24 protein-coding genes and 1 other RNA gene are annotated in these 23491 nt (G+C 37.2%); 11 read left to right on the top strand and 14 right to left on the bottom strand.

The window, feature by feature from the left end; genetic code table 11:
- Positions 1–80 precede the first annotated feature (80 nt).
- The 4 genes from B5440_RS15760 to lon all read right to left on the bottom strand — a co-directional run bounded on the left by B5440_RS15760 (position 81) and on the right by lon (position 6141).
- Entirely contained in the window at positions 81–380 is a 300-nt protein-coding gene (locus tag B5440_RS15760; protein WP_234996387.1) for a flavodoxin domain-containing protein, read from the bottom strand.
- 361 nt (positions 381–741) lie between these two features.
- Positions 742–2595, bottom strand: a complete 1854-nt coding sequence (gene rpsA, locus B5440_RS12700; protein WP_079711145.1) for a 30S ribosomal protein S1 — start codon at positions 2593–2595, stop codon at positions 742–744.
- Between the two features lie 177 nt (positions 2596–2772).
- On the bottom strand, positions 2773–3465 hold the full coding sequence (cmk, locus tag B5440_RS12695; RefSeq protein WP_070054184.1) for a (d)CMP kinase: 693 nt from the start codon (positions 3463–3465) through the stop codon (positions 2773–2775).
- Between the two features lie 225 nt (positions 3466–3690).
- Positions 3691–6141, bottom strand: coding sequence for an endopeptidase La (gene lon / locus B5440_RS12690; protein ID WP_070054183.1), 2451 nt, complete (start codon positions 6139–6141; stop codon positions 3691–3693).
- A 217-nt stretch (positions 6142–6358) separates the two neighbouring features.
- Between lon and B5440_RS12685 the strand changes: the two genes are divergently transcribed.
- The 4 genes from B5440_RS12685 to B5440_RS12670 all read left to right on the top strand — a co-directional run bounded on the left by B5440_RS12685 (position 6359) and on the right by B5440_RS12670 (position 9425).
- Positions 6359–6937, top strand: coding sequence for an RNA polymerase sigma factor (locus B5440_RS12685; RefSeq protein WP_070054182.1), 579 nt, complete (start codon positions 6359–6361; stop codon positions 6935–6937).
- A 70-nt stretch (positions 6938–7007) separates the two neighbouring features.
- A complete protein-coding gene (locus B5440_RS12680; protein ID WP_070054181.1) occupies positions 7008–7574 on the top strand; it encodes a hypothetical protein in 567 nt (188 codons plus the stop codon).
- Positions 7558–8643, top strand: a complete 1086-nt coding sequence (locus B5440_RS12675) for a hypothetical protein (protein ID WP_070054180.1) — start codon at positions 7558–7560, stop codon at positions 8641–8643. Before B5440_RS12680 ends, B5440_RS12675 begins: the two co-directional genes overlap by 17 nt.
- A 29-nt stretch (positions 8644–8672) precedes the next feature.
- Positions 8673–9425 (top strand): head GIN domain-containing protein, encoded by a 753-nt coding sequence (locus B5440_RS12670; RefSeq protein WP_070054179.1) that lies wholly within the window; start codon positions 8673–8675, stop codon positions 9423–9425.
- A gap of 21 nt (positions 9426–9446) precedes the next feature.
- On the opposite strand, the gene B5440_RS12665 is transcribed toward B5440_RS12670, so the two are convergent.
- Together B5440_RS12665 and B5440_RS12660 are read right to left on the bottom strand one after the other, a co-directional pair.
- Positions 9447–10784 carry an MFS transporter gene (locus tag B5440_RS12665; RefSeq protein WP_070054178.1) on the bottom strand — a complete coding sequence of 446 codons (1338 nt, stop codon included), beginning with the start codon at positions 10782–10784 and terminating at the stop codon, positions 9447–9449.
- An 82-nt stretch (positions 10785–10866) separates the two neighbouring features.
- Positions 10867–11688 (bottom strand): M48 family metallopeptidase, encoded by an 822-nt coding sequence (locus B5440_RS12660; RefSeq protein WP_070054177.1) that lies wholly within the window; start codon positions 11686–11688, stop codon positions 10867–10869.
- Between the two features lie 192 nt (positions 11689–11880).
- Between B5440_RS12660 and B5440_RS12655 the strand changes: the two genes are divergently transcribed.
- The 5 genes from B5440_RS12655 to lpdA all read left to right on the top strand — a co-directional run bounded on the left by B5440_RS12655 (position 11881) and on the right by lpdA (position 15993).
- A complete protein-coding gene (locus B5440_RS12655; protein ID WP_070054176.1) occupies positions 11881–12750 on the top strand; it encodes an alpha/beta fold hydrolase in 870 nt (289 codons plus the stop codon).
- Positions 12751–12849: 99 nt separating this feature from the next.
- On the top strand, positions 12850–13344 hold the full coding sequence (gene msrB, locus B5440_RS12650; protein ID WP_070054175.1) for a peptide-methionine (R)-S-oxide reductase MsrB: 495 nt from the start codon (positions 12850–12852) through the stop codon (positions 13342–13344).
- A 37-nt stretch (positions 13345–13381) separates the two neighbouring features.
- On the top strand, positions 13382–13774 hold the full coding sequence (msrB, locus tag B5440_RS12645) for a peptide-methionine (R)-S-oxide reductase MsrB (RefSeq protein ID WP_070054187.1): 393 nt from the start codon (positions 13382–13384) through the stop codon (positions 13772–13774).
- A gap of 19 nt (positions 13775–13793) precedes the next feature.
- The gene (locus B5440_RS12640) at positions 13794–14360 is read left to right on the top strand and encodes a collagen-like triple helix repeat-containing protein (protein ID WP_070054174.1); all 567 of its coding nucleotides are present in this window, start codon (positions 13794–13796) and stop codon (positions 14358–14360) included.
- A gap of 241 nt (positions 14361–14601) precedes the next feature.
- Entirely contained in the window at positions 14602–15993 is a 1392-nt protein-coding gene (lpdA, locus tag B5440_RS12635) for a dihydrolipoyl dehydrogenase (protein ID WP_070054173.1), read from the top strand.
- Between the two features lie 153 nt (positions 15994–16146).
- Here the strand turns inward: lpdA and B5440_RS12630 are convergent, their stop codons facing one another.
- The 4 genes from B5440_RS12630 to B5440_RS12615 form a co-directional block, all read right to left on the bottom strand.
- Positions 16147–16872 carry a Dph6-related ATP pyrophosphatase gene (locus B5440_RS12630; RefSeq protein WP_070054172.1) on the bottom strand — a complete coding sequence of 242 codons (726 nt, stop codon included), beginning with the start codon at positions 16870–16872 and terminating at the stop codon, positions 16147–16149.
- Between the two features lie 96 nt (positions 16873–16968).
- Positions 16969–17391, bottom strand: a complete 423-nt coding sequence (aroQ, locus tag B5440_RS12625; RefSeq protein ID WP_070054171.1) for a type II 3-dehydroquinate dehydratase — start codon at positions 17389–17391, stop codon at positions 16969–16971.
- A 138-nt stretch (positions 17392–17529) separates the two neighbouring features.
- Complete coding sequence (locus B5440_RS12620) at positions 17530–18024, bottom strand: hypothetical protein (RefSeq protein ID WP_070054170.1); 495 nt, start codon at positions 18022–18024, stop codon at positions 17530–17532.
- Positions 18025–18170: 146 nt separating this feature from the next.
- Positions 18171–18776 carry a porin family protein gene (locus B5440_RS12615; protein ID WP_070054169.1) on the bottom strand — a complete coding sequence of 202 codons (606 nt, stop codon included), beginning with the start codon at positions 18774–18776 and terminating at the stop codon, positions 18171–18173.
- Positions 18777–18892: 116 nt separating this feature from the next.
- Between B5440_RS12615 and xerD the strand changes: the two genes are divergently transcribed.
- Both xerD and B5440_RS12605 read left to right on the top strand, forming a co-directional pair.
- On the top strand, positions 18893–19789 hold the full coding sequence (gene xerD / locus B5440_RS12610) for a site-specific tyrosine recombinase XerD (RefSeq protein WP_070054168.1): 897 nt from the start codon (positions 18893–18895) through the stop codon (positions 19787–19789).
- A gap of 125 nt (positions 19790–19914) precedes the next feature.
- On the top strand, positions 19915–20877 hold the full coding sequence (locus B5440_RS12605; protein ID WP_070054167.1) for an aldo/keto reductase: 963 nt from the start codon (positions 19915–19917) through the stop codon (positions 20875–20877).
- 140 nt (positions 20878–21017) lie between these two features.
- Here the strand turns inward: B5440_RS12605 and rny are convergent, their stop codons facing one another.
- The 4 genes from rny to B5440_RS12585 all read right to left on the bottom strand — a co-directional run bounded on the left by rny (position 21018) and on the right by B5440_RS12585 (position 23380).
- Positions 21018–22580 carry a ribonuclease Y gene (gene rny / locus B5440_RS12600; protein ID WP_070054166.1) on the bottom strand — a complete coding sequence of 521 codons (1563 nt, stop codon included), beginning with the start codon at positions 22578–22580 and terminating at the stop codon, positions 21018–21020.
- A gap of 50 nt (positions 22581–22630) precedes the next feature.
- A non-coding RNA gene (gene ssrS, locus B5440_RS12595) (6S RNA) lies at positions 22631–22738 on the bottom strand.
- A gap of 52 nt (positions 22739–22790) precedes the next feature.
- The gene (locus B5440_RS12590) at positions 22791–23084 is read right to left on the bottom strand and encodes a cell division protein ZapA (protein ID WP_057480773.1); all 294 of its coding nucleotides are present in this window, start codon (positions 23082–23084) and stop codon (positions 22791–22793) included.
- Between the two features lie 5 nt (positions 23085–23089).
- Positions 23090–23380 carry a DUF4164 family protein gene (locus B5440_RS12585; protein WP_070054165.1) on the bottom strand — a complete coding sequence of 97 codons (291 nt, stop codon included), beginning with the start codon at positions 23378–23380 and terminating at the stop codon, positions 23090–23092.
- Positions 23381–23491: the final 111 nt, after the last annotated feature.

Here is a 23491-nt window from a genome sequence, read left to right as displayed (position 1 = left end):
TTTGGAGACCGTATACCACTGGAAATAAACGCAAATTCCTCTGGGGCTAGCCCCAGAGGAATTGAAACATCAGACAGAGTTTAATTTACAGACCCCTCTACTCTTTCCCAATCAGTAAACTCTATTGGATTTTCTGACCTAGTTGGACCATTAGTTAATTTCATAATGAGTTTAATCATTAATCGATCAATTACGGAATAAGATTTATAATCTAATTTTCCGGCAAAAACGCCAATAAAATCAGGTTTCCATTCAGTTTTTTTCAGGAATTTAATTACGTAAGGATTTGTATCAGCAGAGTTTTTATCTTCATTCCGGGCTACAAGGTTAACTGAGAAAAACGCGGTTCTTATTTCATTTAAATATTCTTTGTTTTTCAGAACAAATTCAGAAACCTTCTCATTATGTTTTCCATATCTAATACTTGCCCAATAATTAAAGTATGAAATTCAGATAAATTACCGTAAAAAGTATCAATTGAAAAAATTTCTGTTTGCATTTGTTTCTCTTTGAAGAGAGCATTTAATTCTGTGCAAATCTTAAGAGTTTATCCATCTACAGAAGAATAAATAATTCCAATTTTTCGCTTCGTAAAGTTATCCCGGCCATTCATAGTTTCCATATTAAAAACAACAATATTCCATAGATACATAATTAAACAAAAAAACCTCCTTAGCGTGAACTAAGGAGGTTTTTATTTATGATAAATATTAGGAGATTCCCATCTTCACGGGAATAAAATTACTTCCCTTCCATTTTATCTTTTAAAGCTTGAAGATCGGCGTTAACATCACCAATAGTGGTTTTGTCTTTGCTTTGCGAAGCTGCTGCTTTTTTAGCGGCTTGCTTAACGATTTGCTGCTCTTCTTCTTTGTGAATAGCCATATGTGAAGCTACCACTCTCTTGAATTCTTTATTGAATTCAATTATTTGGAACTCTGCAGATTCACCTTTAGTCAATTTGTTACCGTCTTCTTTTTCAAGATGTCTGGTTGGAACAAATGCAGTGATATCTTCATTAAAGTCTATAGTAGCACCCTTATCTACGATCTCTGCGATCTCTGCGGTGTGTTTAGTACCAACAGCGAATTCAGTTTCGTATTTATCCCAAGGGTTATCTTCAACCTGCTTGTGACCAAGGCTTAACTTACGACCATCTACGTCTAATTCAAGAACTACAACCTCAAGCTCATCACCTACATTAGTAAATTCTGATGGGTGCTTGATTTTCTTAGTCCATGAAAGATCAGAGATATAGATAAGTCCGTCGATTCCTTCTTCTAATTCTACGAATACACCAAAGTTAGTGAAGTTACGTACAATTCCTTTGTGTTTAGAACCAACAGGATATTTAGTAGTAATATCTGTCCATGGGTCTGGAGTTAATTGCTTAATTCCAAGAGACATTTTACGGTCTTCACGATCTAAAGTTAAGATTTGAGCTTCAACCTCATCTCCAACATTTACGAAATCCTGAGCTGAACGCAAGTGCGTGCTCCATGACATTTCAGAAACGTGGATAAGACCTTCAACACCATCGGCAACTTCAATAAATGCACCGTAATCTGCGATAACAACTACTTTACCTTTTACCTTGTCTCCAACCTTAAGGTTTTCGTCAAGAGCTTCCCATGGGTGTTTGCTTAATTGCTTAAGACCAAGTTGGATTCTTGTTTTAGCTTCATCAAAGTCAAGAATTACCACGTTTAGTTTTTGATCAAGTTCAACGATCTCATTTGGATGGTTGATACGAGACCAGCTAAGGTCGGTAATGTGAACAAGTCCGTCAACTCCTCCAAGGTCAACAAATACTCCGTAAGAAGTGATGTTTTTAACAGTACCTTCAAGTACCTGACCTTTTTCAAGCTGACCGATAATTTCTTTCTTCTGCTCTTCGATATCGGCTTCAATAAGCGCTTTGTGAGAAACCACAACGTTTTTGAATTCGTGGTTGATTTTCACAACTTTGAATTCCATTGTTTTTCCAACATAAGCATCGTAATCACGGATAGGCTTCACGTCTATTTGAGAACCTGGCAAGAATGCCTCAATTCCAAATACATCTACGATCATACCACCTTTAGTTCTGCATTTCACAAAACCGTTTACGATAAGACTTTCGTCGTGAGCTTTGTTCACACGATCCCAAGCCTGAATTACACGAGCTTTACGGTGAGAAAGGATTAATTGTCCTGTTGAATCTTCACGAACATCGATCAAAACCTCAACGTCGTCTCCAACTTTAAGATCTGGATTGTAACGAAATTCATTAAGGGAAATAACGCCTTCACTTTTTGCGTTAATGTCTATAATTGCATCACGATCTGTAATATTAATTACTTTTCCTGTTACAACTTCGTCATTTAAAGTGTCTACGAAATTTTCTGCAACTAATTTCTCAAATTCTTCTAACTTCTCATCATCAATAGGGTCAATTCCCTCTTCATAATTGTGCCAGTTAAATTCTTCAAGAAATTTCTCAGGGTTTTCCTGTTGCTCAGAAGGAGCAGGTTGCGATGAAGTAGCCATTCCAGCTACCGGTTGAACTTCAAGATTTTCGTCCTGAACGTCCTGGTTTTTTTTGTCTTCAGCCATTGCTGATAAAAATTTGTATCCTGTATTCTTCGGAAAAATTAAGCAAATAAAACACAGAAGTAGTTATAGTTTTGATTTCCAACCCCTTTTGATTTTCCGATTCTTCGCCAAAAAGGGCTGCAAAAATACAACTTATTTTTCTTTTCTCAAACCCTAATTAATTTAAAAACAGAATGCTTATTCTTCAATTTTATCCTTGGCCAGTTTTAATACTTTTTCAAACTGTTCCTCCAGATTCATATCTGAATTATCAATCTCTATAGCATCTTCAGCTTTCACTAATGGAGAGTCTTCGCGGGTGGTATCGAGGTAATCACGTTCTTTAACGTTAGCAAGTACATCTTCATATTTAACCTCATCTCCACGGCCCTTCAATTCGTCATATCTGCGCTCTGCACGTTTTTCGGTAGAAGCGGTCATAAATAACTTCAAATCGGCGTCAGGAAAAACAACGGTTCCAATATCACGGCCATCCATCACCACTGCTTTATTTTTGCCAATTTCCTGCTGAATTTTAACCAACATTTTTCTAACATCGGGCACAGCAGCAACTTTACTCACCTGTTTAGAGACCTCCATCAACCTGATTTCCTTTTCAACATTCTCATTATTTAAATGAACTTCCCCATAACCTACCTCTTCATTAAAAACAAAGCTGATATTAATAAATGGTAAATGCCTTAAGATGGCTTCCTCGTCAAAATGAGTATCACTAACCAACATTTTACGCATTAGATACAAAGTCACTGCACGATACATCGCACCGGTATCTACATAAACATAGCCTAGCTCTGCTGCAAGTTGTTTAGCCACGGTACTTTTTCCGGTGGAAGAATACCCGTCTATAGCAATCGTTATTTTCTTACTCATAATTTATTTTCTGTATGGATGGCAAAATTAGGCAAAGCTTTACTTTCCCTGAAACTTTGGCTGTAAATTAAAAAAAGCTGTTTGGAAAATCCCTGAGAACGTCATTCTGTCCCGAAGCTTCGGGATAATTTCAGAATCTAAGAAAATGAGAATTAATCTCATGTTAGAACCTGAAACCAGTTCAGGTTGACGATAACTGGACTTTCCAGACAGCTTCTATACTGATTAAAGCGTCTTGGCGTTTTTCACCTTTTGCTTGGTGATTGCAAGATCAATAACTTCACTCATATCATTTACATAATGAAAAGTAAGTCCTTTTAAATAATTTTCTTTGATCTCTTTTATATCGCGTTCATTCTCTCTACAAAGAATAATCTCTTTAATGCGAGCACGTTTGGCTGCAAGAATTTTTTCTTTGATTCCTCCTACCGGAAGCACTTTACCTCTAAGGGTGATTTCCCCGGTCATCGCGATACTTTTCTTCACTTTGCGTTGGGTAAATAACGAAACTAAAGAGGTAAGCATCGTTATCCCGGCACTAGGCCCATCTTTTGGTGTTGCGCCTTCCGGCACGTGAATATGAACGTTATATTTTTCAAAAATTGTAGGATCTAAACCAAGTTCTTCGGCGTTAGATTTCATATATTCCATCGCAATGGTAGCCGATTCTTTCATCACCTTCCCAAGGTTCCCGGTAATATTTAGGTTCCCTTTTCCTTTAGAAAGTATAGATTCAATAAATAGAATATCGCCACCAACTTGTGTCCAGGCTAAACCTGTAACCACACCGGCAACTTCATTATTCTCGTATTTATCGCGCTCCAGTCTTGGGCTACCCAGAACTTCTATAATATCTTCATTGGTAACCTTAACATTATATTCTTCTTCCATCGCAATATTTTTGGCCGCATGACGCACCATTTTTGCGATTTGTTTTTCCAATCCACGAACACCAGATTCCCGGGTATAACCTTCAACGATTTTCTCTAATTGAGGCTTTGCAATTTTAATATGTTCTTTAGTAAGGCCGTGTTCTTCCAATTGCTTTGGAAGCAGGTGTTGTTTGGCAATTTCCACTTTCTCTTCTATAGTATAACCGGTCACGTTTATTATTTCCATACGGTCTCTTAGCGCCGGTTGAATGGTACTTAAAGTGTTTGCCGTAGCCACGAACATTACCTTAGAAAGGTCAAAGCCCATTTCCAGGAAGTTATCGTGGAATTCACTGTTTTGCTCAGGATCTAATACTTCTAATAAAGCTGAAGAAGGATCTCCGGCATGTCCAATACTTAATTTATCAATTTCATCTAAGACAAAAACAGGGTTGCTTGTTCCTGCTTTTTTAAGAGATTGAATAATTCTACCCGGCATTGCACCAATATAGGTTTTTCTATGTCCACGTATTTCAGCTTCGTCACGTAAACCACCAAGTGAAACTCTCACATATTCTCTACCCAATGCTTCGGCCATAGATTTACCAAGGGAAGTTTTACCAGTTCCCGGAGGCCCATATAGACAAAGAATTGGAGACTTCATATCGTTACGCAGTTTTAATACTGCCAGATATTCTATAATTCGGCGTTTCACATCGTCAAGGCCGTAATGGTCCCGATCAAGTATTTTTTTCGCTCTTTTTAAATCGAACTTATCCTTACTGAATTCATTCCAGGGAAGGTCTAAAAACAGATCCAGGTAATTTCTCTGAATGGAATATTCAGCAACCTGCGGATTCATTCGTTGCATTTTAGAAATTTCCTTATTGAAATGCTTCTGTACTTTTTCGCCCCATTTTTTCTTCTTGGCGCGCTGCTTCATTTCTTCAAGTTCATCTTCCTGCGAAACCCCACCAAGTTCCTCCTGGATGGTTTTCATTTGCTGATGAAGAAAATATTCACGCTGCTGCTGGCTCATATCACTTTGCACCTTGCTTTGAATGTCGTTTTTAAGTTCCAGTTTTTGGTACTCAACATTCATATGTCGCAAAGTTGCCAGGGCGCGCTCTTTAAGATCGTTTGTTTCCAGTAAATTTTGCTTGTCTTCCACAGCAAGATTCATATTAGAGGAAACAAAATTGATAAGGAAAGAAGAACTTTCTATATTCTTAATAGCAAAAGAAGCTTCACTTGGAATATTTGGACTTCCCTTAATTATTTGAAGAGCAAGTTCTTTTATAGAATCTATAATTGCAGGAAATTCTTTATTATCAATTTCAGGTCTTGCCTCGGGAACTTCTTTAATACTCGCTGTTAAGTAAGGTTCCTCTTTTACAATCTCGTCTATTTCAAATCGTTTCTTACCCTGAATAATAACGGTGGTATTTCCATCAGGCATCTTTAATACTCTTAAAATGCGCGCCACAACACCGGTACGGTAAATATCTTTTGCTGTAGGGTTTTCTACTTCTTCATCTTTCTGAGCAACCACCCCAATAATCTTAGAATCGTTGTTCGCTTCATTAATCAATTTAATAGAAGTATCCCTTCCAGCGGTGATAGGAATTACAACTCCCGGAAATAATACGGTATTTCTTAAAGGAAGAATTGGTAAAGTTTCGGGTAATTCTTCACGGTTTATTTCCTCTTCATCTTCCGGCGTCATTAAAGGAATTAAATCTGCGTCCTGATCTATATCTTGCAATGACAAACTGTCAAAACTTGTTAATTTCGTTTTAGCCATAATTTATTTTAGGTCAAACTGTCACAAACAGTTTATGGTTCTTAATCTTTTCTTTTTCGGTAAAGCCTTGAACTTAGTATTCTAAGCGGCTTTTTATGCAATTTCTATTAGAAGTAGTCAATTCCTGTGCCACCATCTTTTTTATATTTTTTTTCTCAAAACTGTAACAAATCAAAATCAAAGCTATCTTTATTATAGAAACTAGATAGTTTTTTAATTGACACCAACCATCACACATATCAATGATCTTGTTGCACGTTGCCAAAAAGGCGATCAGCGCGCGCAAATGGAAGTGTATGAGCGCTACTATAGGGCAATGTACAATACCTCGGTGCGTATCGTAAAAGATACCGCCGAAGCAGAAGATATTATGCAGGAAGCTTTTTTGAAGGCTTTTTCAAAAATAAACACTTTACAGGAAGTTTCCACTTTTGGTGCCTGGTTAAAAAGGATAGTTGTGAATCTAAGCATCAATTCCTTCAACCATAAGGTAAAATTAAATGAAGTCACCTATAACGATGAATTGAAAAACCAAGCAGATGAAAGTAAGGGAATTATTCTTGAAAATGATTCAAAAGATGAAAAAGTAAAAAAGATTTTAAAAACGCTTAATAGTCTTAAGGAAAATTACCGTGTTGCCTTAACGCTGCACTTAATTGAAGGTTACGATTACGAAGAGATTGGTAAGGTTTTAAACCTTAGCTATGCAAATTGCCGAACAACGATCTCCCGGGCTAAAGAAAGTCTAAGAAAAAAATTATTGAAAGATGAAACCGGCATGATGCCGGACACATAAACTGGCAAAAAACCAGGTGAAAATAATTAGTCTGTGAGAAACTTACTGGATTATTTCAATCTATAAAATTATGAAAAGAGATAATATAAACGAGCTTTTTAAAGAGCTGGATTTCGATAATAAGGAACCGGCAACCGGGCATAAGGAAAGGTTCCTGGAAAAGCTGGAAGAACAAAATAGCCATTCCAGAAATTCAGTTAAAGGCTCAAATAAGAGAGGCTTATGGGCGCCAATGCTTTCGGTGGCTGCGATACTTGCTATAGCTTTTATGGTTTTTGCAGGATTTTTCAGTGAAAACTCCTATAAAAATCAAGGCGATTTAGCTAGTGTTTCTCCTCAAATGAAAGAAACGAAACAGTTTTACACCCAGCTTATTGAAACCGAGCTGCAAAACTTAAAAGCTGAAAATGCCCCGGGAACTGAAGCTATTGTTGAAGATGCTTTAACCCAGCTGGAAAAACTGGAAACAGAATATAAAAAACTTCAAAAAGACTTGCGAAATAGCGGGCAGGATGAACGTGTAATTTATGCCATGATCTCCAATTTTCAGCAAAGAATAGATCTTTTAAAACAAGTACTCGATCAAATAGAAAATATTAAATCCCTAAAAAATAAAAGCGATGAAAACTATATTTAATATCATTATACTAGCGCTATTAGTTCCCGCAGTAAGTTACTGTAACGGCGATTTAGACGGCCGGCATACCAAGACCAAAAAAGTCACTAAATCTTACAATGTTAGCGCCAGCGATATGCTAACTATCGATAACAGTTACGGGAATGTAGATATTTCTACCTGGAACCAAAATAAAGTAGTGATAGAAGTGAACATAAAGACCAATGGTGACGATGAGGAAAAAGTACAAAAGAAGTTAGACGAAATTAATATAGAATTTAATCAATCTTCTTCTGGGGTGAGAGCTAAAACCCATTTTAAAAGGGAAGAACAATCCTGGTGGAGCTCACTTTTTAATAGCTCTAACAATGTAAATATGGAGATTAATTATGTGATAAAAGCTCCGGAAAAACACAGTGTGGATATTAAAAATGATTACGGCGGAATTTATATAGACCGGCTGTTAGGTAATGCCAAAATTAACTGCGATTATGGGAAAGTAGATATTGGAGAATTAAGAGGAAACTCTAATCAGCTAAATTTTGATTATACTAGAAACAGCCATATAGGTTACGTGAAAAATGCTGAAATAAATGCCGATTACAGCGGATACCAAATTGAAGAAGCCGGAAAACTATATGTAAATGCCGATTATACCGACTCCAGGATTAAAAAAGTAGCCCAGCTTGATTTTAATTGCGATTATGGTAGTATTACCATAGAAAAAGCGAAAAGAATCGTTGGCAATGGTGATTACTTAAGTACCAAAATAGGGCGTGTTTTCGAATCTTTAGATCTAAATTTAGATTATGGTTCAGCAAGTATTGAAAAACTTATAAAAGGAGTTTCTAAGGTAGAGATAAACACTGATTACGCCGGAATAAAACTAGGCTACGATAGTGAGCACCCGTTTAATTTTACCATAAAATCTTCTTATGGAAATGCGAAAGGCCTGAAAGAGATGGAAATTAGGAAGCGTCACGACGAAAACACCAGTAAACTCTTTGAAGGTTATCACCTGCAAGAAAATAGCGGAAATACCATTTACATCAACACTAATTACGGAAATGTAACTTTTAATAAAAACTAAAATATTTATCAATCAAAAAACACAAAATCATGAAAAATCTATTCTTAATATTAGCAATATCATTCATCGCAACTACTCCCGCACAATGCCAATGGTGGGGAAGCAACGAAACTGTAAGAGGTAATGGCGATATGACTTCAGAAAAAAGAAACACTGCAGATTATGATGAGATCTCGCTGGTAGGTTCAATGGATGTTCAACTGGTTTCAGGCACCGAAGGCAATTTAATCGTAGAGGCCGAAAGCAACCTGCAAGAATATATCACTACCGAAGTAAATGGCGGTACTTTGAAAATTTCTGTAGAAAAAGGTTATAATTTGAAACCTTCCAGGAATAATGATATTAAAGTCACTGTTCCCTTTAAGGATCTATCAGCTGTGGAAGTTACCGGCTCTGGCGATGTTTGGAACACCTCGAAAATAAATGCAAAAAAGTTTAGCACTAAAGTAACCGGCTCTGGAGATATTAAATTAGAGTTGGAAGTAGAAGATCTCTCGGGACAAGTTACCGGGTCTGGAGACATCCTGTTATCAGGAACAGCCAGGGACTTTGATTGCAAAGTTACCGGTTCTGGAGATTTTAAAGCTTACGATCTAAGAGCTGAAAATGTGGAAGCTACCGTAATGGGATCTGGAGATATTCAAATTTCAGCAAATTCAAGCTTAAAAGCTAAGGTAATGGGCTCGGGAGATATTAAATATAAAGGAAATCCTAAAAATCAGGATTTTAAAACTTCGGGATCAGGTTCGGTTTCATCACATCAATCCCTTCCGAAGAAATAATAATTGAAAAAGAAAAATTGCTTAAATCCTGTCTTTTGTGGCAGGATTTTTTATTGGTACACGTAACAGCAAAATTACTCCAGCTATAAAGAAAACCACTAGGAATAAAATTGAATTTCGTACACTTCCGGTGATTTGCGCTACTACTCCATAAAGGAACATTCCTATAACGATTCCAATTTTTTCGGCTACATCATAGAAGCTGAAATAACTTGCGGTATCTATAGCATTACTGGGAAGCATTTTAGAATAGGTAGATCTGGACAGGGACTGTATACCGCCCATTACCAAACCTACTGAAGCCGCTGCCACATAGAATTGCTGTGGACTAACAATAAAAAAGGCGTAACCACAGATGGCTATCCAAATGAGGTTGATAAAGATCAGGATTTTAATATTTCCAAATTTCACTGCTAACCTGGAAGTTAACGTAGCCCCAACCACAGCAACCAACTGAATTAATAAAATACTAATAATTAATCCTGTAGTAGCATCCTGCTCTCCCCACTCCAGCTCTTCAATCCCAAAATAAGTGGCAACCAGCATTATGGTTTGCACAGCCATACTGTAAACAAAAAAAGCGATCAAATATCTTTTAAGCTGAATATTGTGTTTAAGCGTTATCCATATTCCGCGAAGTTCTCTAAACCCATTGAAAAGCACATTTTTAGTAAATGCGGCTTTTTTATTTCCTTTAGGTAAATAAGCATAAGTGTATTGGCTAAAACCAATCCACCAAACTCCCGTTAAAACAAAAGACAAACGTGTAGGTAAAGCTTCACTCTCAAAACCAAAAGTCTCGTAATTTAAGATCATTAACAGGCAAATGATCAATAAAATTACACTACCAATATATCCCAAAGAAAATCCCTGTGCGCTAACCTTATCCTGTTGTTCTGGAAAAGCGATATCGGGCAGATAGGAATTATAAAAAACCAGGCTGGCCCAAAAGCCTATAAGAGCAAGAAAATAACAAAGCAAACCAAACCAAAGGTATTCCAGGTTGAACCAAAAAAGACCAATACAGGATAATGCTCCCAAATAGCAGAAAAACTTCAGGAAGTTCTTCTTATTCCCCACATAATCTGCAATTCCCGATAAAAACGGACTTAAAACAGAAACAACCAAAAAAGCAGCTGCGGTTACATAGCTTATTAATGAATCGTTATTAAAACTTATTCCCAAAAAATCTACAGTATCATCTAGAATAGTACCGTCTTCATCTTTTACTATAGTAAGAGCTCCATAAAAAATAGGAAAAATAGCTGATGAAATAACCAGGCTGTAAACCGAATTTGCCCAATCATAAAAAGCCCAGGCACGTACTAATTTTTTATGCCCTTTGGGAAGTACCTTCATTTATAACGGTTTTTTGCAGAACCCTAAAATAGAAAAAGCTGCCTTAAAAGACAGCTTTTTCATATAATTTCTAGGTTATATTCTATTCAAAACTTGTAACCCCATATTTTTTAGCTTCCGCCTTAGCTTCCGGTGCCCATTGTTGCAAGTTGTTAATCCTTGTTTGGTTAGACGGGTGAGTGCTCAAAAACTCAGGTGGAGCCTGACCATCACTTTGAGCAGCCATTCTTCTCCATAGATCTGCAGCTTCATCGGGATCGTAACCGGCAATTGCCATTAAGGTTAAGCCTATTCTATCGGCCTCGGTTTCGTGGCTACGGCTAAAAGGTAACATCACTCCTAATTGTGTGCCCAAACCATAAGCCTGTGCAAAAATTTGTTGAGTTTCCTGGCTTCTTCCACTAACGGCTACAGAACCGGCAACAGCACCAAGTTGCTGCAATTGTGCGGCACTCATTCTTTGCGCACCGTGATCTGCAAGGGCATGGGCAATTTCGTGCGCCATTACTACGGCAACACCTGTTTCTGTTTCAGCTACGGGTAAAATTCCGGTGTAGAAAACTATTTTTCCACCGGGCATTGCAAATGCGTTTACCGCATCATCTTTTACCAGGTTGTATTCCCATCTAAAATCTTCTAGAAAACCCTGGTAACCATTCGCGTTTAAATATCTTTCAGCAGCAGTTTCTATTTTATTACCTACTCGCTTAATCATTTGCGATTCAGCAGTTCCGGTTACCACTTCATTTTCAGATAAAAACTGATCGTATTGCTCAAAGGAGCTCGGAAATAATTGATCGTTAGAAACAAAATTCAAATTCTTTTCTCCAGTAAAAGGATTGGTTTTACATGCCACTACGAGCAGTAAAACAGCCACCATACTAATTGATTTTTTAAGTTTCATCTTTATTGGTTTAGTTTTGTTAAAATTACAAAAGCCTTCAAAGCCTGCTTATTGTTTTAAGCATCATTTAACAGTTAATAGGTTTTCAAAAATGATACCAAACCATTATCTCTTATAGAATATAGAAAGGGACTACTCAAAAGTGTTAAGCATTCAGGAAATATGTAAATTGCACGATCTTACCTTGAAAAAATGAATCAGCAAAAAAAAGATCAAATCCCGGTACAAAGATTATTGGTACCTAATTATATAAGATATACTGGAAAAGTACTTTCAAAACTTTCCCCTTTCGTGGCTAGCAGATTTGCAGCGCAGCTTTTCTTAACTCCATTTAAATACAAGCTTCCAGACCGGGAGAAGAATATGGACGAGCTTTCCAAACAACATCGTCTTACTATTCCTAAAACAAATCGGGAAATTGTAGTTTACGAATTTGGCAAAAGCAGCAAGAAAATCTTACTGGTTCACGGCTGGAGCGGGCGCGGAACGCAATTAGCTAAAATAGCTGAGGCACTAAAAGATAAGGGATACAGTACTGTTAGTTTTGATGCACCCGCACATGGGAAAGCCCCGGGACAAAAAAGTATGATGTTGGATTTTATTGACGCTGTGCAAATTTTAGACGAAAAATATGGCCCTTTTGAAGCCGTTATTGGGCATTCTTTAGGTGGAATGGCGACCTTGCGAGCAGCAAAAGAAGGTTTAAAAGCAAAGAAACTCGTTATAATAGGTACTGCGAATAGTATTACGCATATAACCCGTGATTTCGCAAAAAACCTAAAAATGAATAGAAAGGTGGCCGATAAAATGAAGTCTCACTTTGATAAGAAATTTGATATTGATCTGGATAGTTATTCAGGAGCGATTTCAGCTAAAGACGTCTCAACTCCTACTCTTGTTATCCATGATGAAAATGATGTAGATGTTGAAATATCTTCTGCTTATGATATTGATGAAGCATTGGAAAACAGCGAACTTTACACTACCAAGGGTTTAGGGCATCGTCGCATCTTAGGCGATCCTGAGGTAATTAACAAAATCACAACGTTCATCGCGGTATAATCTTTGTACTTTTAAATAAAAAACCATAAAGGATATTTAATAAGGCTTGGTGTTTCAACCATTTTAAATCCTGTTTGGAAAAATTTAATTTTAAAAGCAATGAAAAAGATTCTACCGTTTTTACTGGCCGTTTTTATTATAAGCTGCCAGGGTAATGCCCAAAAAGACCAAAAGGAAGCACAGGACAAGCAAGAGGAATTTGAAGTTTCCAAAACTGAAGAGGAGTGGAAAGCTGAGTTAACCGATGCTGAATACCGGGTTTTGAGAAAAGCTGCTACCGAACCCTCGTTCTCCAGTCCTTTAAATGATATAAAAGAACCCGGAACTTTTGTTTGCGCTGCCTGCGGAAATGAATTATACGAAACCGAACACAAATTTATGAGTGGTACAGGTTGGCCAAGTTTTGATCGAGCAATTGAAGGCGGCGTCGCCTATGGTACCGATTCAAAATTAGGCTACCAAAGAAACGAAGTTCACTGTGCCCGCTGTGGTGGGCACCTGGGACACGTTTTTGACGATGGCCCAAGAGAAACTACCGGAAAAAGACATTGCATTAATGGAGTAGCGATGGATTTTGAACCTAAAGAAAAATAAGATTTCCGCCTTCGCGGAAATGACTAAAAATATTAAAATGAAGAAATACAGTATAGAAAAACCCGAAACCGAATGGAAAGAACAGCTTTCTGAAGAACAATTTCGGGTATTGAGAAAAAAAGGTACTGAAGCACCACATACTGGGAAATACAACATGCATTTTGAAGATGGAGAATATTTTTGCGCAGGTTGTGGCGAAAAACTTTTTGATAGCGAAGCAAAATTTGACAGTGGCTGTGGCTGGCCAAGCTTTGATAAAGCTATAGAAGGAAAAGTAGAATATGTTCAGGATAAAACCTTTGGCATGATTAGAACAGAAATTCTTTGTGCCAATTGCGGAGGCCATCTTGGCCACGTTTTTGATGATGGTCCTACCGATACCGGCCAACGCTATTGCGTAAATTCCGCAAGTATTAATTTTAATAAATAACAACCTAACACCTATAATTATGAAAAAAATATTTTCAATTTTATTTATGACAACCTTTTTATTCACCGCTTGTTCTTCCAATGATGGAGAACGTGGGCCGCAAGGTCCTGAAGGTCCACAAGGCCCTGCCGGTGAAGACGGACTAATTGGAACCACTATAGAGTTTGAAGGGATAGATTTTACAGAAGGAAACGACTATTCGGCTTTGATAAATTTCGACGACAATGGTGTTGAAGTTTTTGAATCTGATGCTGTGCTTGTTTATTTAAAAGACGGTGAAGATGGTACGGCCGATGGTTTACCAGTAGAAGTTTTTAGGCAACTCCCCCAAACCTATTATGTAGAAGACGGAGAAGTTCAGTACAATTTCGATTTTACGTTTTTTGATGTAAGAATCTTTATGAACGGAACTGCAGATTTTTCTGCGCTCGATCCTGCTTTCACAGAAGATCAGGTAATCAGAATAGTAATTGTTCCGGCAGATTTCGCAGAAACTACCGGGGTAGATGTTGCAAGTTACAAAGCTGTAATGAACGCTCTAGATCTAAAAGAAAGCGATGTTAAAAAAGTAAAAATGACTAAATAAAGGATTTTTATTTTAAGTATAATTATTTAAGACCTCACAGGATTTTTTTGAACCTGTGAGGTTTTTATTTGCTTCAAAAAACCAAAACAAATAATTATCCCTTCCTTTTTAATCTATTAACATTTTCACTGTTACCATACTCCTAATGAAAACTTTTCAGTTTAAGCGATTATTCCTTAAATTCGCAACTTCACTCGCTAAGCGAGATATGATTTATTAAGCCTAATAAAAATTTCCGAATATGAGTAAATACGATATCATTGTTTTAGGTAGTGGCCCCGGAGGTTACGTAACCGCAATTAGAGCTTCACAATTAGGATTTAAAACCGCTATTGTGGAAAAAGAAAGCCTTGGGGGTGTTTGTTTAAACTGGGGATGTATCCCAACCAAAGCACTTTTAAAAAGTGCAGAGGTTTTTGATTACCTAAAACATGCCGAAGATTACGGATTAAGCCTTGAAAAAGCTGATAAAGATTTTTCAAAAGTTATTAAACGTAGCCGCGATGTGGCTGGGGGAATGAGCAAAGGTGTTCAGTTCTTAATGAAGAAAAATAAAATTGATGTCATTGAAGGTTTCGGAAAATTAAAGTCCGGCAAGAAAATCGCTGTGACCGATAAAAATGATAAAACCAAAGAATACCAGGCAGACAATATTATTGTGGCTACCGGTGCTCGTTCTCGGGAATTACCAAACCTTAAGCAAGATGGTAAAAAAGTAATTGGTTACCGTGAGGCAATGACGCTAGAAAAACAACCAAAATCTATGATCGTGGTTGGTTCTGGTGCTATTGGAGTTGAGTTTGCGCATTTTTATAACGCTATGGGAACTGAGGTTACTGTGGTAGAATTTTTGCCAAATGTTGTGCCTTTGGAAGATGAAGAAATCTCCAAGCAATTTGAGCGCAGCATGAAAAAAGCCGGAATTAAGGTAATGACCAATTCATCGGTAGAAAGTGTAGATACTTCAGGTAAAACTGTAAAAGCTAAGGTGAAGACCAAAAAAGGCGAAGAAACGCTTGAGGCGGATGTGGTACTTTCTGCAGTTGGAATTAAAACCAATATCGAAAATATAGGACTTGAAGATCTAAAGATCAAGACCGACAAAGATAAAATTGTTGTAGACGATTTCTATAAAACTAATGTAGACGGGATTTACGCCATTGGAGATGTAGTTCACGGCCCAGCCCTTGCTCACGTTGCTTCTGCGGAAGGAATTCTTTGTGTAGAAAAAATAAAGGGAATGGATGTAGAGCCACTTGATTACGGAAACATCCCTGGTTGTACTTATGCTACGCCTGAAATTGCATCTGTTGGAATGACTGAAAAACAAGCAAAAGAAGCTGGTTATGAACTTAAAGTGGGTAAATTCCCATTTTCTGCTTCAGGTAAAGCAAAGGCCGCAGGAAAGTCTGAAGGATTTGTAAAAGTGATCTTTGATGCCAAATACGGCGAATGGTTAGGTTGCCATATGATTGGTGCCGGAGTTACTGATATGATCGCTGAAGCTGTACTTGGACGTAAGTTGGAAACTACAGGACATGAAGTTCTAAAAGCGGTTCACCCTCACCCAACGATGAGTGAAGCGGTAATGGAAGCTGTTGCTGCTGCTTATGATGAAGTAATTCATATTTAAGAAGCATATATTTTAAAAATTAAAATCCCCGAAGCATTATTGTTTCGGGGATTTTTGTTTTATACGCCATCCTGAATTAATTTCAGAGAAAAAATTAAATTATGTTAGAAGCTGAAACAAGTTCAGCTTGACGGAAAAAAGTCTATTGACACCTTATTTTAAGCGTAAATCACAATACACAAAACCGGTATCCCAGGATTTCTGATTGTCAGTAAAGCAATTGTCTTCCGATTCTTTAGCAGGTTTATAAGATTTCTCTACCAGCTCTCCTATTTTAAAATTGATGGGCTTTTTAAAGATTGGACCATCAAAAACAAAAGTGTGAAATTCTCCATTTTCCCCGCAGGGATCTACGTCTTTTGGTAAATCGTTTAACAAATCTTTATCCAGCATTCTTCCGCAGAAAGATCTATCGAGTTTATCGGTATTTACGCAAACAACAATCGCTTTGAATCCTACCCTTATAAATTCTTCTAAGAGTTTTTCTGTATTTTGTTTCCAAAGCGGAAAAACTGCTTGCAAACCAATTTCCTCCAGGTGTTTTTCACGGTAACGCTTCAAATCTTCCAGGAAAATATCCCCAAAAACACTATGGGTAAAACCTTCATCTAAAAGTTTATTGGTTTCCATTTCCATCACCTTATTATACTCCTCCATCGAAACTACCCCGTGTAATTTGATTTGACGAAGTGGTAAACCAAGATTTTCAGCTTGTTTAATAAGTAAATCGGTTCTAATCCCGTGCATGGAAATTCGATCGAAATCAGTATTAACCGTGGTCACTATTTTTTCTACCGAATACTCATTATCCTGTTGAAGCTTATATAAGGCCAGAGCTGCGTCTTTACCACTACTCCAATTTAAATAAGTCTTTTTCATATTTTAAATTTAACGCTGTAGCATGAATACATCACAGGTTTATAATCAACTTCCTGTACCTTTCCAATTTTTGCTTCCAGCATCATGCTGGTTTCATTATTTTTCGTTTAAAAAACTCTGAATTGCCAGATCGTAACCCAATAATCCAAAGCCAAGAATTACTCCCTTAGCATTAGGTGCGATATAAGATTTGTGCCTAAACTCTTCCCGGGCATGGGTATTGGAAATATGCACTTCTACTACCGGAGTTTTTATGCCTTTTACGGCATCTGCCATTCCAATTGAGGTGTGTGTATAAGCCGCGGCGTTTAAAACGATCCCTTCAAAATCCTGGTCAGCTTTGTGAAGTTCATCAATGATTTCGCCTTCTATATTACTTTGAAAATAAGAAAGTTCTGTATTTTTAAATTTAAACTGAAGTTCAGAAAAATAGGTTTCAAAACTTTTATTCCCGTAGGTATCGGGCTCACGGGTTCCTAATAAATTAAGGTTAGGACCGTTGATAATCATTATCTTCATTTTTTACCGATTAGCTGGTTATCTTCGTAAAGGTAAAAATAAGATATAGTTAAAGCATAAAAAACCCTTCAGAAAAACGAACATTCCATATTAGACGGTTAATTTTTCTGAAGGGTAATTTTGGCTGGCTAATTGTATCTATAATCCAAATTCAATTCCCAAATTTATAGCGTCAAAGCTACCACCGTCTACACTAATTCCCGTATAAGAAAGTATGAGACCAATTTTTCCGAAGTTAAATCCTGCTTGCGGTTTGTAATAGAATCCGCCATCATTACCATCATTAAGCCCAACGGCATACCCCAAATCTGCGCCAAAGAAGAAACCTCTTACTAAGGAAACGCGACCGGAAGCAGCGATTGGCAGAAATGCTGGATCATCAATTTCAAAATCGCCAAATTCACTATCTATATCTTCTATAAAAAAGCGGGTATAACCCACTTTAGGTCCAACATAGAGCATGTCTGCAACGCCCACCATATAGGCTAGATCTGCACCGAGCTGGAAATTGCTAACTTCTTCAATATCTCCAACGGGTAAACCAATGTTGGCACCAACTCGCAATCCGCTTTGAGCTTGCAAGGCAGCGGTTCCTAATAGTGTAAAACAAAAAATAAGTACTAGTCGTTTCATAATTATACATTTTTGGTTACTTACCTAAAGATATCACAAATAGCAATTAACTAACACTCTATTAAATAATTACAGGATTTCAGGTATAAAAAAAGCGGAGAACCAAGGCCTCCGCTTTTAATTTTCATAGATGTTTTTTAAGAGATTTAGAACATTAGTCCAATCCCTGCTTGGATACCATTATTTTTTATAGCATCATCATCCCAGTTGTCGCTGTCAAACACATCGGTAAAACCTTGTGTGTATCTTGCAGAGACAAAAAAGCCATTGTTAAATTTGTATGAAGCACCAATAGCTCCTCCAAATTCAAAAGTACTTCCGGCTTCTGTATCAAATTCTGCATCAGCCATACCGCTTTCAAAATCATACTCTTCCTCTACCAGGAAATTAAAAGACGGGCCTGCTTCAATAGATAGTCCATCAATTAAATAGATTTTTGCCAATACAGGTACCTGGATATAATCCAGTTGATATTCCCCGTTTACTGTTTGCCCAGCAAAAGATCTATCGGCTTCAAGTCCTTGTGTGGCATAAAGCACCTCAGGCTGAAGAGAAAAACGCTCACTTAAAGGGATTTCAAATAGTAAACCAAGGTGAAAACCTGTTCTACTCTTTTCATCCTCAAATCCATCTGAAGTCATGTTGGTGAAACTTACTCCACCTTTTGCTCCAAAATATACAAATTCCTGTGCGCTTGCTGTAGATGTAAAACCTAATACGGCAATTACTGCAATTAAAATCGACTTTTTCATAATTTCTATTTTTGTTTGTTTAACTGACGCAAATGTAGGAACCGCCTTCTTAAAAAAAAGTTATGTAAACCTAAAGTATTACTAAGATTAAAGCGAATTGTTTATATATTTAACGTATGAAATGGGCTTCAGCACTACAGGATTATTGCAACTATTTACGCATAGAACGCGGGCTTTCAGAAAATTCCATCACCAATTACCGGTTGGATGTTGTGAAACTTATCAACTTTTTAAACGTTAAAAAACATAAGGTCTCTCCTACCCAAATTTCCGAAGAAACTGTTCAGCAATTTATTTATGAGATCGCTAAAGAAGTCAATGCCCGCTCACAATCGCGCATAATATCTGGCTTACGCGGATTTTTTAATTACCTGATCTTTGAAGATTACCGAAAAGATAATCCCCTGGACTTAATAGAATCTCCTAAAATAGGCCGAAAACTCCCAGATACCATTTCTACTGAAGAGATAGACCTGCTTATAGAAACGGTAGATCTAAGCAAAGCCGAAGGAGAACGCAATCGCGCTATTTTAGAGACTTTATATGGCTGCGGCTTGCGCGTTAGCGAATTAACCGATTTAAAGATATCTGACCTTTATTTTGAAGAAGGCTTTATCAAAATTACCGGGAAAGGTAATAAACAGCGCCTCGTACCAACTTCAGATTATACCAAAAAGTTTATCAATATCTATAAAGATGAAGTTAGAATCCACCAGAAAATAAATAAAGATGATTCAGATATCTTGTTTTTAAACCGGCGCGGAAATAAACTTACGCGCGCAATGATTTTTACCATCATCAAACGCTTAGCCGAAAAAGCCGGAATTAAAAAGAAAATAAGTCCGCATACTTTTCGTCATTCCTTTGCCACCCACTTATTAGAAAACGGCGCAGATCTAAGAGCAATTCAGCAAATGTTAGGACACGAGAGTATCACCACTACCGAGGTCTATATGCACGTAGATCGCAAACATCTTCGGGAAGTAGTAGAGCAATTTCACCCAAGACGCTAAAATGCTATTAAAGTTGGGTTAAAGCGCTTTCTAATCTTCCTATTGCCTTTATTTATTAGTAATTTCAATGAAAACAATTTTAAAAAATTACTATGGAAACTATGTTTCCTATAAACACCTAAAAAATGAAAACACTAAAATTTAAAAATGGCGATGAAATGCCAGCCATAGGTTTAGGAACCTGGAAATCTGGAAAAGAAGAAGTAAAAAAAGCTGTAAAATTTGCTTTAAATAATGGGTACAGGCATATAGATTGTGCAGCAACTTATGGGAATGAAGACGCCGTAGGCGAAGCTTTTTCTGAAGTTTTTAATGAAGGAAAAATAAAACGGGAAGAAGTTTGGATTACTTCAAAATTATGGAATAATGCACATAAAAAGAAAGATGTAATCCCTGCGCTTAAAAAAACCTTAAAAGACCTACAATTAGATTATCTAGACCTATATCTTATTCACTGGCCGGTAGCTTTTAAACCCGATGTGAGTTTTCCTGAAAATGACGAAGACTACTTATCCTTAGAAGAAGCGCCACTTATTGAAACCTGGAATATGATGCTGGAAGCCAAGAAGCAGGGCCTGGTAAAACACGTTGGTGTTTCTAATTTTAGCGCGATGAAGTTGGAAGAATTAATGGAAGAAGCCACCGAAGATCCTGAAATGAACCAGGTAGAACTTCACCCTTATCTTCAACAAAATGAATTATTAGAATTTTGTAGTAAGAACAAAATTCACGTTACTGCATTTTCCCCTCTTGGCAGCGGCGATAGACCCGATGGAATGAAAGCTAAAGATGAACCTTCACTATTGGAAAACCCGGTTATAAAGAAAATCGTTAAGAAACATGGAGCCAGCGCAGGCCAGGTTTTAATCAAATGGAGCGAAACCCGTGGGACTGCCGTAATTCCGAAGTCTACGAACGAGAGTCGTATTAGAGAAAACCTGCAAAGTACAGGGGTAAACCTGGATGAATCAGATCTAAAAGAAATTGCGGAATTAGATAAGCATTTTAGATATTTAACCGGGGAGTTTTTTGTTACCCAAGGTAATTCCTACGAGAACATCTATGATGATGACGATTACAAATCTTAAATAGTTAAAACTACAAAGCCTTTTTACAAAACATACAGCAACAAAAAATGCCTTAGAAAATTCTTCTAAAGCATTTTTTTAGTTCTTATTTCAAATCATAAGGCTTATAAAATTATGCCCTATGAATTAAATTATATTGCTTACTTCGCGATATTTACTGCTCTGGTTTCACGAATTACAGTTACTTTAACCTGTCCCGGATAAGTCATATCGGTTTGGATCTTTTGAGAAATTTCAAAAGAAAGATTATTCGCTTTTTCATCGTTTACTTTTTCGCTCTCTACTATTACACGTAGTTCACGTCCCGCCTGGATAGCGTATGCTTTTTTCACTCCACCAAATCCGAAAGCGATCTCTTCAAGATCTTTTAAACGTTGAATATAAGAATCTAACACCTGTCTTCTAGCGCCCGGTCTTGCACCGCTAATCGCATCACAAACCTGAACAATTGGAGACAATAAAGAGTTCATCTCAATCTCGTCGTGGTGAGCACCAATGGCGTTACAAACTTCTGGTTTTTCACCGTGCTTCTCTGCCCATTGCATTCCAAGAATAGCGTGAGGCATCTCAGTCTCTGTTTCCGGCACTTTACCAATATCGTGGAGTAATCCGGCACGTTTAGCAAGTTTAGGGTTTATACCAAGCTCTGAGGCCATTACACCACAAAGTTTAGCGACTTCCCTGGAGTGTTGCAGAAGGTTTTGACCATAAGAAGAACGATATTTCATTCGGCCTACTAATTTGATTAATTCAGGGTTTAAACCGTGAATTCCAAGATCAATAACGGTACGCTTACCTATATCTATAATTTCCTCGTCAATTTGCTTACGGGTCTTTTTAACAACTTCTTCAATTCTGGCGGGGTGGATTCTACCATCGGTCACCAGTTTATGCAGCGATAAACGAGCTACTTCTCTTCTAACCGAATCGAAACAAGAAAGAATAATAGCTTCAGGGGTATCATCTACGATAATCTCAACGCCGGTAGCGGCTTCTAAAGCTCTAATGTTTCTACCTTCCCGGCCAATAATTCTACCTTTTACATCGTCGCTTTCCAGGTTAAATACCGAAACGCAATTCTCTACAGCTTCCTCAGTTCCTATTCTTTGGATGGTAGTAATAATAATTTTCTTGGCTTCCTGCTGTGCAGTTAACTTGGCTTCTTCTACGGTATCCTGAATCAAGGCCATAGCATCTGTTCTCGCACTGTCTTTTAAAGCTTCTGTAAGCTGCGCTTTAGCTTCATCGGCAGAAAGGCCTGAGATCACTTCTAATTGCTGAATTTGGCTATTATGAAGTTTATCTATTTCTTCCTGTTTCTTTTCTAGATATTCTACACGATGATTATAATCTGCCAGCTTCTCATCAAACTCTTTGTTGAGTTTTTTGTTTTTGGAAAGTTCTCCTGAAACCTGAGACTCTTTATCCCTGATGCGTTTTTCGGCATCATTCATCTTCTTATCACGGTTCATGATTACTTTCTCATGTTCCGATTTTAGCTCAATGAACTTCTCTTTAGCCTGAAGAATTTTATCTTTCTTGATACTTTCTCCTTCAGATTTCGCTTCTTTTAGAATGTTGGCTGCCGTTTTCTTGGCATTTTTAATGGTTTGCGAAGCTCTCTTTCGCTCCAATTGTTTGGCAATTGCAAATCCTATTGCTACACCAACTAATCCAATAACTATATTTAATAATATGTCCATATTTAAAATTTATGTATAAAAAAAGCCTGTATTAGATAGGTTTTTGTATAAAACTCCATAAAAACAAGTTTAGGGCTAACAAGCTGATCAAGAATCCGCTCTAAGGCGGCGCGCTTTTACAACTTAGACTCACCCTCTTTAAAGAATCTCTGTTGAGTTTATCAAAATATCACTAATACAGGCAGTAACCTTTATTTATTTAAAGAACGTTTACGATACTAAATGCTTCTGCAGCAAATCATTAAGCGATTTTAGTTTATTTTCTGCTTCAAGCGTATCTGTAGATCTATCTATATCTTTTTGCTCGGTTTGGGCGGCAAACTGCAAGGCGCACATCGCCAATACATCCTGCTTATCCCTTACGGCATAACTTTGCTCAAATTGCTTAATCATAGCCTCAATTTTCTTGGCAGCCTTGCGTAAACCTTCTTCCTGTTGAGGATTAATAGTTAAAGGATATACACGATCTGCAATAGAAAGTTTTATTTTTAATTTATCGGCCATATATTTTATTCAGATAATTGAACAATGCATTGATCAATTTCCCTTATTAAGCTGTTTAATTTAAGCTTAGTCTCTGTTTTGAATTCGGTACTGCCCAGCATTGCATTGGCGGCTTTAAGATTTTGAACTTCAAGATTAGACCCCTCCAGTTTTTGGGCTAATCTTTGATTTTCTTCTTTTACAGTGGTCATTTCTGCCTCTAAAGAACTATGAATCTGCTTTAAATTCTCATATTTATGAAGCAGTTTACTAATCCTATTTTCAAGGCTATCAACGATTTCTGTCAATTCACTCATAAAAGCCAAATGTAATGCTTATCCCCACAAAGTTAACATTCGCACTCTAATATGCCAATTGTTTTTTCGTCTATTTTTAAAAATAGGCAAGACTATTGCTAAGTTTCTAAG

It is taken from the genome of Salegentibacter salarius (assembly GCF_900168265.1).
Lineage (GTDB): Bacteria > Bacteroidota > Bacteroidia > Flavobacteriales > Flavobacteriaceae > Salegentibacter > Salegentibacter salarius.
The sequence above is the reverse complement of the archived record's forward strand: the minus strand, read 5'-3'. Positions and strand labels throughout refer to the sequence as shown.

Excerpts from the sequence above, each read along its gene's own strand:
- rpsA (WP_079711145.1), bottom strand. The coding sequence starts at position 2,595 with ATGGCTGAAGACAAAAAAAACCAGGACGTTCAGGACGAAAATCTTGAA.
- cmk (WP_070054184.1), bottom strand. The coding sequence starts at position 3,465 with ATGAGTAAGAAAATAACGATTGCTATAGACGGGTATTCTTCCACCGGA.
- lon (WP_070054183.1), bottom strand. The coding sequence starts at position 6,141 with ATGGCTAAAACGAAATTAACAAGTTTTGACAGTTTGTCATTGCAAGAT.
- B5440_RS12680 (WP_070054181.1), top strand. The coding sequence starts at position 7,008 with ATGAAAAGAGATAATATAAACGAGCTTTTTAAAGAGCTGGATTTCGAT.
- B5440_RS12675 (WP_070054180.1), top strand. The coding sequence starts at position 7,558 with ATGAAAACTATATTTAATATCATTATACTAGCGCTATTAGTTCCCGCA.
- B5440_RS12670 (WP_070054179.1), top strand. The coding sequence starts at position 8,673 with ATGAAAAATCTATTCTTAATATTAGCAATATCATTCATCGCAACTACT.
- B5440_RS12665 (WP_070054178.1), bottom strand. The coding sequence starts at position 10,784 with ATGAAGGTACTTCCCAAAGGGCATAAAAAATTAGTACGTGCCTGGGCT.
- B5440_RS12660 (WP_070054177.1), bottom strand. The coding sequence starts at position 11,688 with ATGAAACTTAAAAAATCAATTAGTATGGTGGCTGTTTTACTGCTCGTA.
- B5440_RS12655 (WP_070054176.1), top strand. The coding sequence starts at position 11,881 with ATGAATCAGCAAAAAAAAGATCAAATCCCGGTACAAAGATTATTGGTA.
- msrB (WP_070054175.1), top strand. The coding sequence starts at position 12,850 with ATGAAAAAGATTCTACCGTTTTTACTGGCCGTTTTTATTATAAGCTGC.
- msrB (WP_070054187.1), top strand. The coding sequence starts at position 13,382 with ATGAAGAAATACAGTATAGAAAAACCCGAAACCGAATGGAAAGAACAG.
- B5440_RS12640 (WP_070054174.1), top strand. The coding sequence starts at position 13,794 with ATGAAAAAAATATTTTCAATTTTATTTATGACAACCTTTTTATTCACC.
- lpdA (WP_070054173.1), top strand. The coding sequence starts at position 14,602 with ATGAGTAAATACGATATCATTGTTTTAGGTAGTGGCCCCGGAGGTTAC.
- B5440_RS12630 (WP_070054172.1), bottom strand. The coding sequence starts at position 16,872 with ATGAAAAAGACTTATTTAAATTGGAGTAGTGGTAAAGACGCAGCTCTG.
- aroQ (WP_070054171.1), bottom strand. The coding sequence starts at position 17,391 with ATGAAGATAATGATTATCAACGGTCCTAACCTTAATTTATTAGGAACC.
- B5440_RS12620 (WP_070054170.1), bottom strand. The coding sequence starts at position 18,024 with ATGAAACGACTAGTACTTATTTTTTGTTTTACACTATTAGGAACCGCT.
- B5440_RS12615 (WP_070054169.1), bottom strand. The coding sequence starts at position 18,776 with ATGAAAAAGTCGATTTTAATTGCAGTAATTGCCGTATTAGGTTTTACA.
- xerD (WP_070054168.1), top strand. The coding sequence starts at position 18,893 with ATGAAATGGGCTTCAGCACTACAGGATTATTGCAACTATTTACGCATA.
- B5440_RS12605 (WP_070054167.1), top strand. The coding sequence starts at position 19,915 with ATGAAAACACTAAAATTTAAAAATGGCGATGAAATGCCAGCCATAGGT.
- rny (WP_070054166.1), bottom strand. The coding sequence starts at position 22,580 with ATGGACATATTATTAAATATAGTTATTGGATTAGTTGGTGTAGCAATA.
- B5440_RS12590 (WP_057480773.1), bottom strand. The coding sequence starts at position 23,084 with ATGGCCGATAAATTAAAAATAAAACTTTCTATTGCAGATCGTGTATAT.
- B5440_RS12585 (WP_070054165.1), bottom strand. The coding sequence starts at position 23,380 with ATGAGTGAATTGACAGAAATCGTTGATAGCCTTGAAAATAGGATTAGT.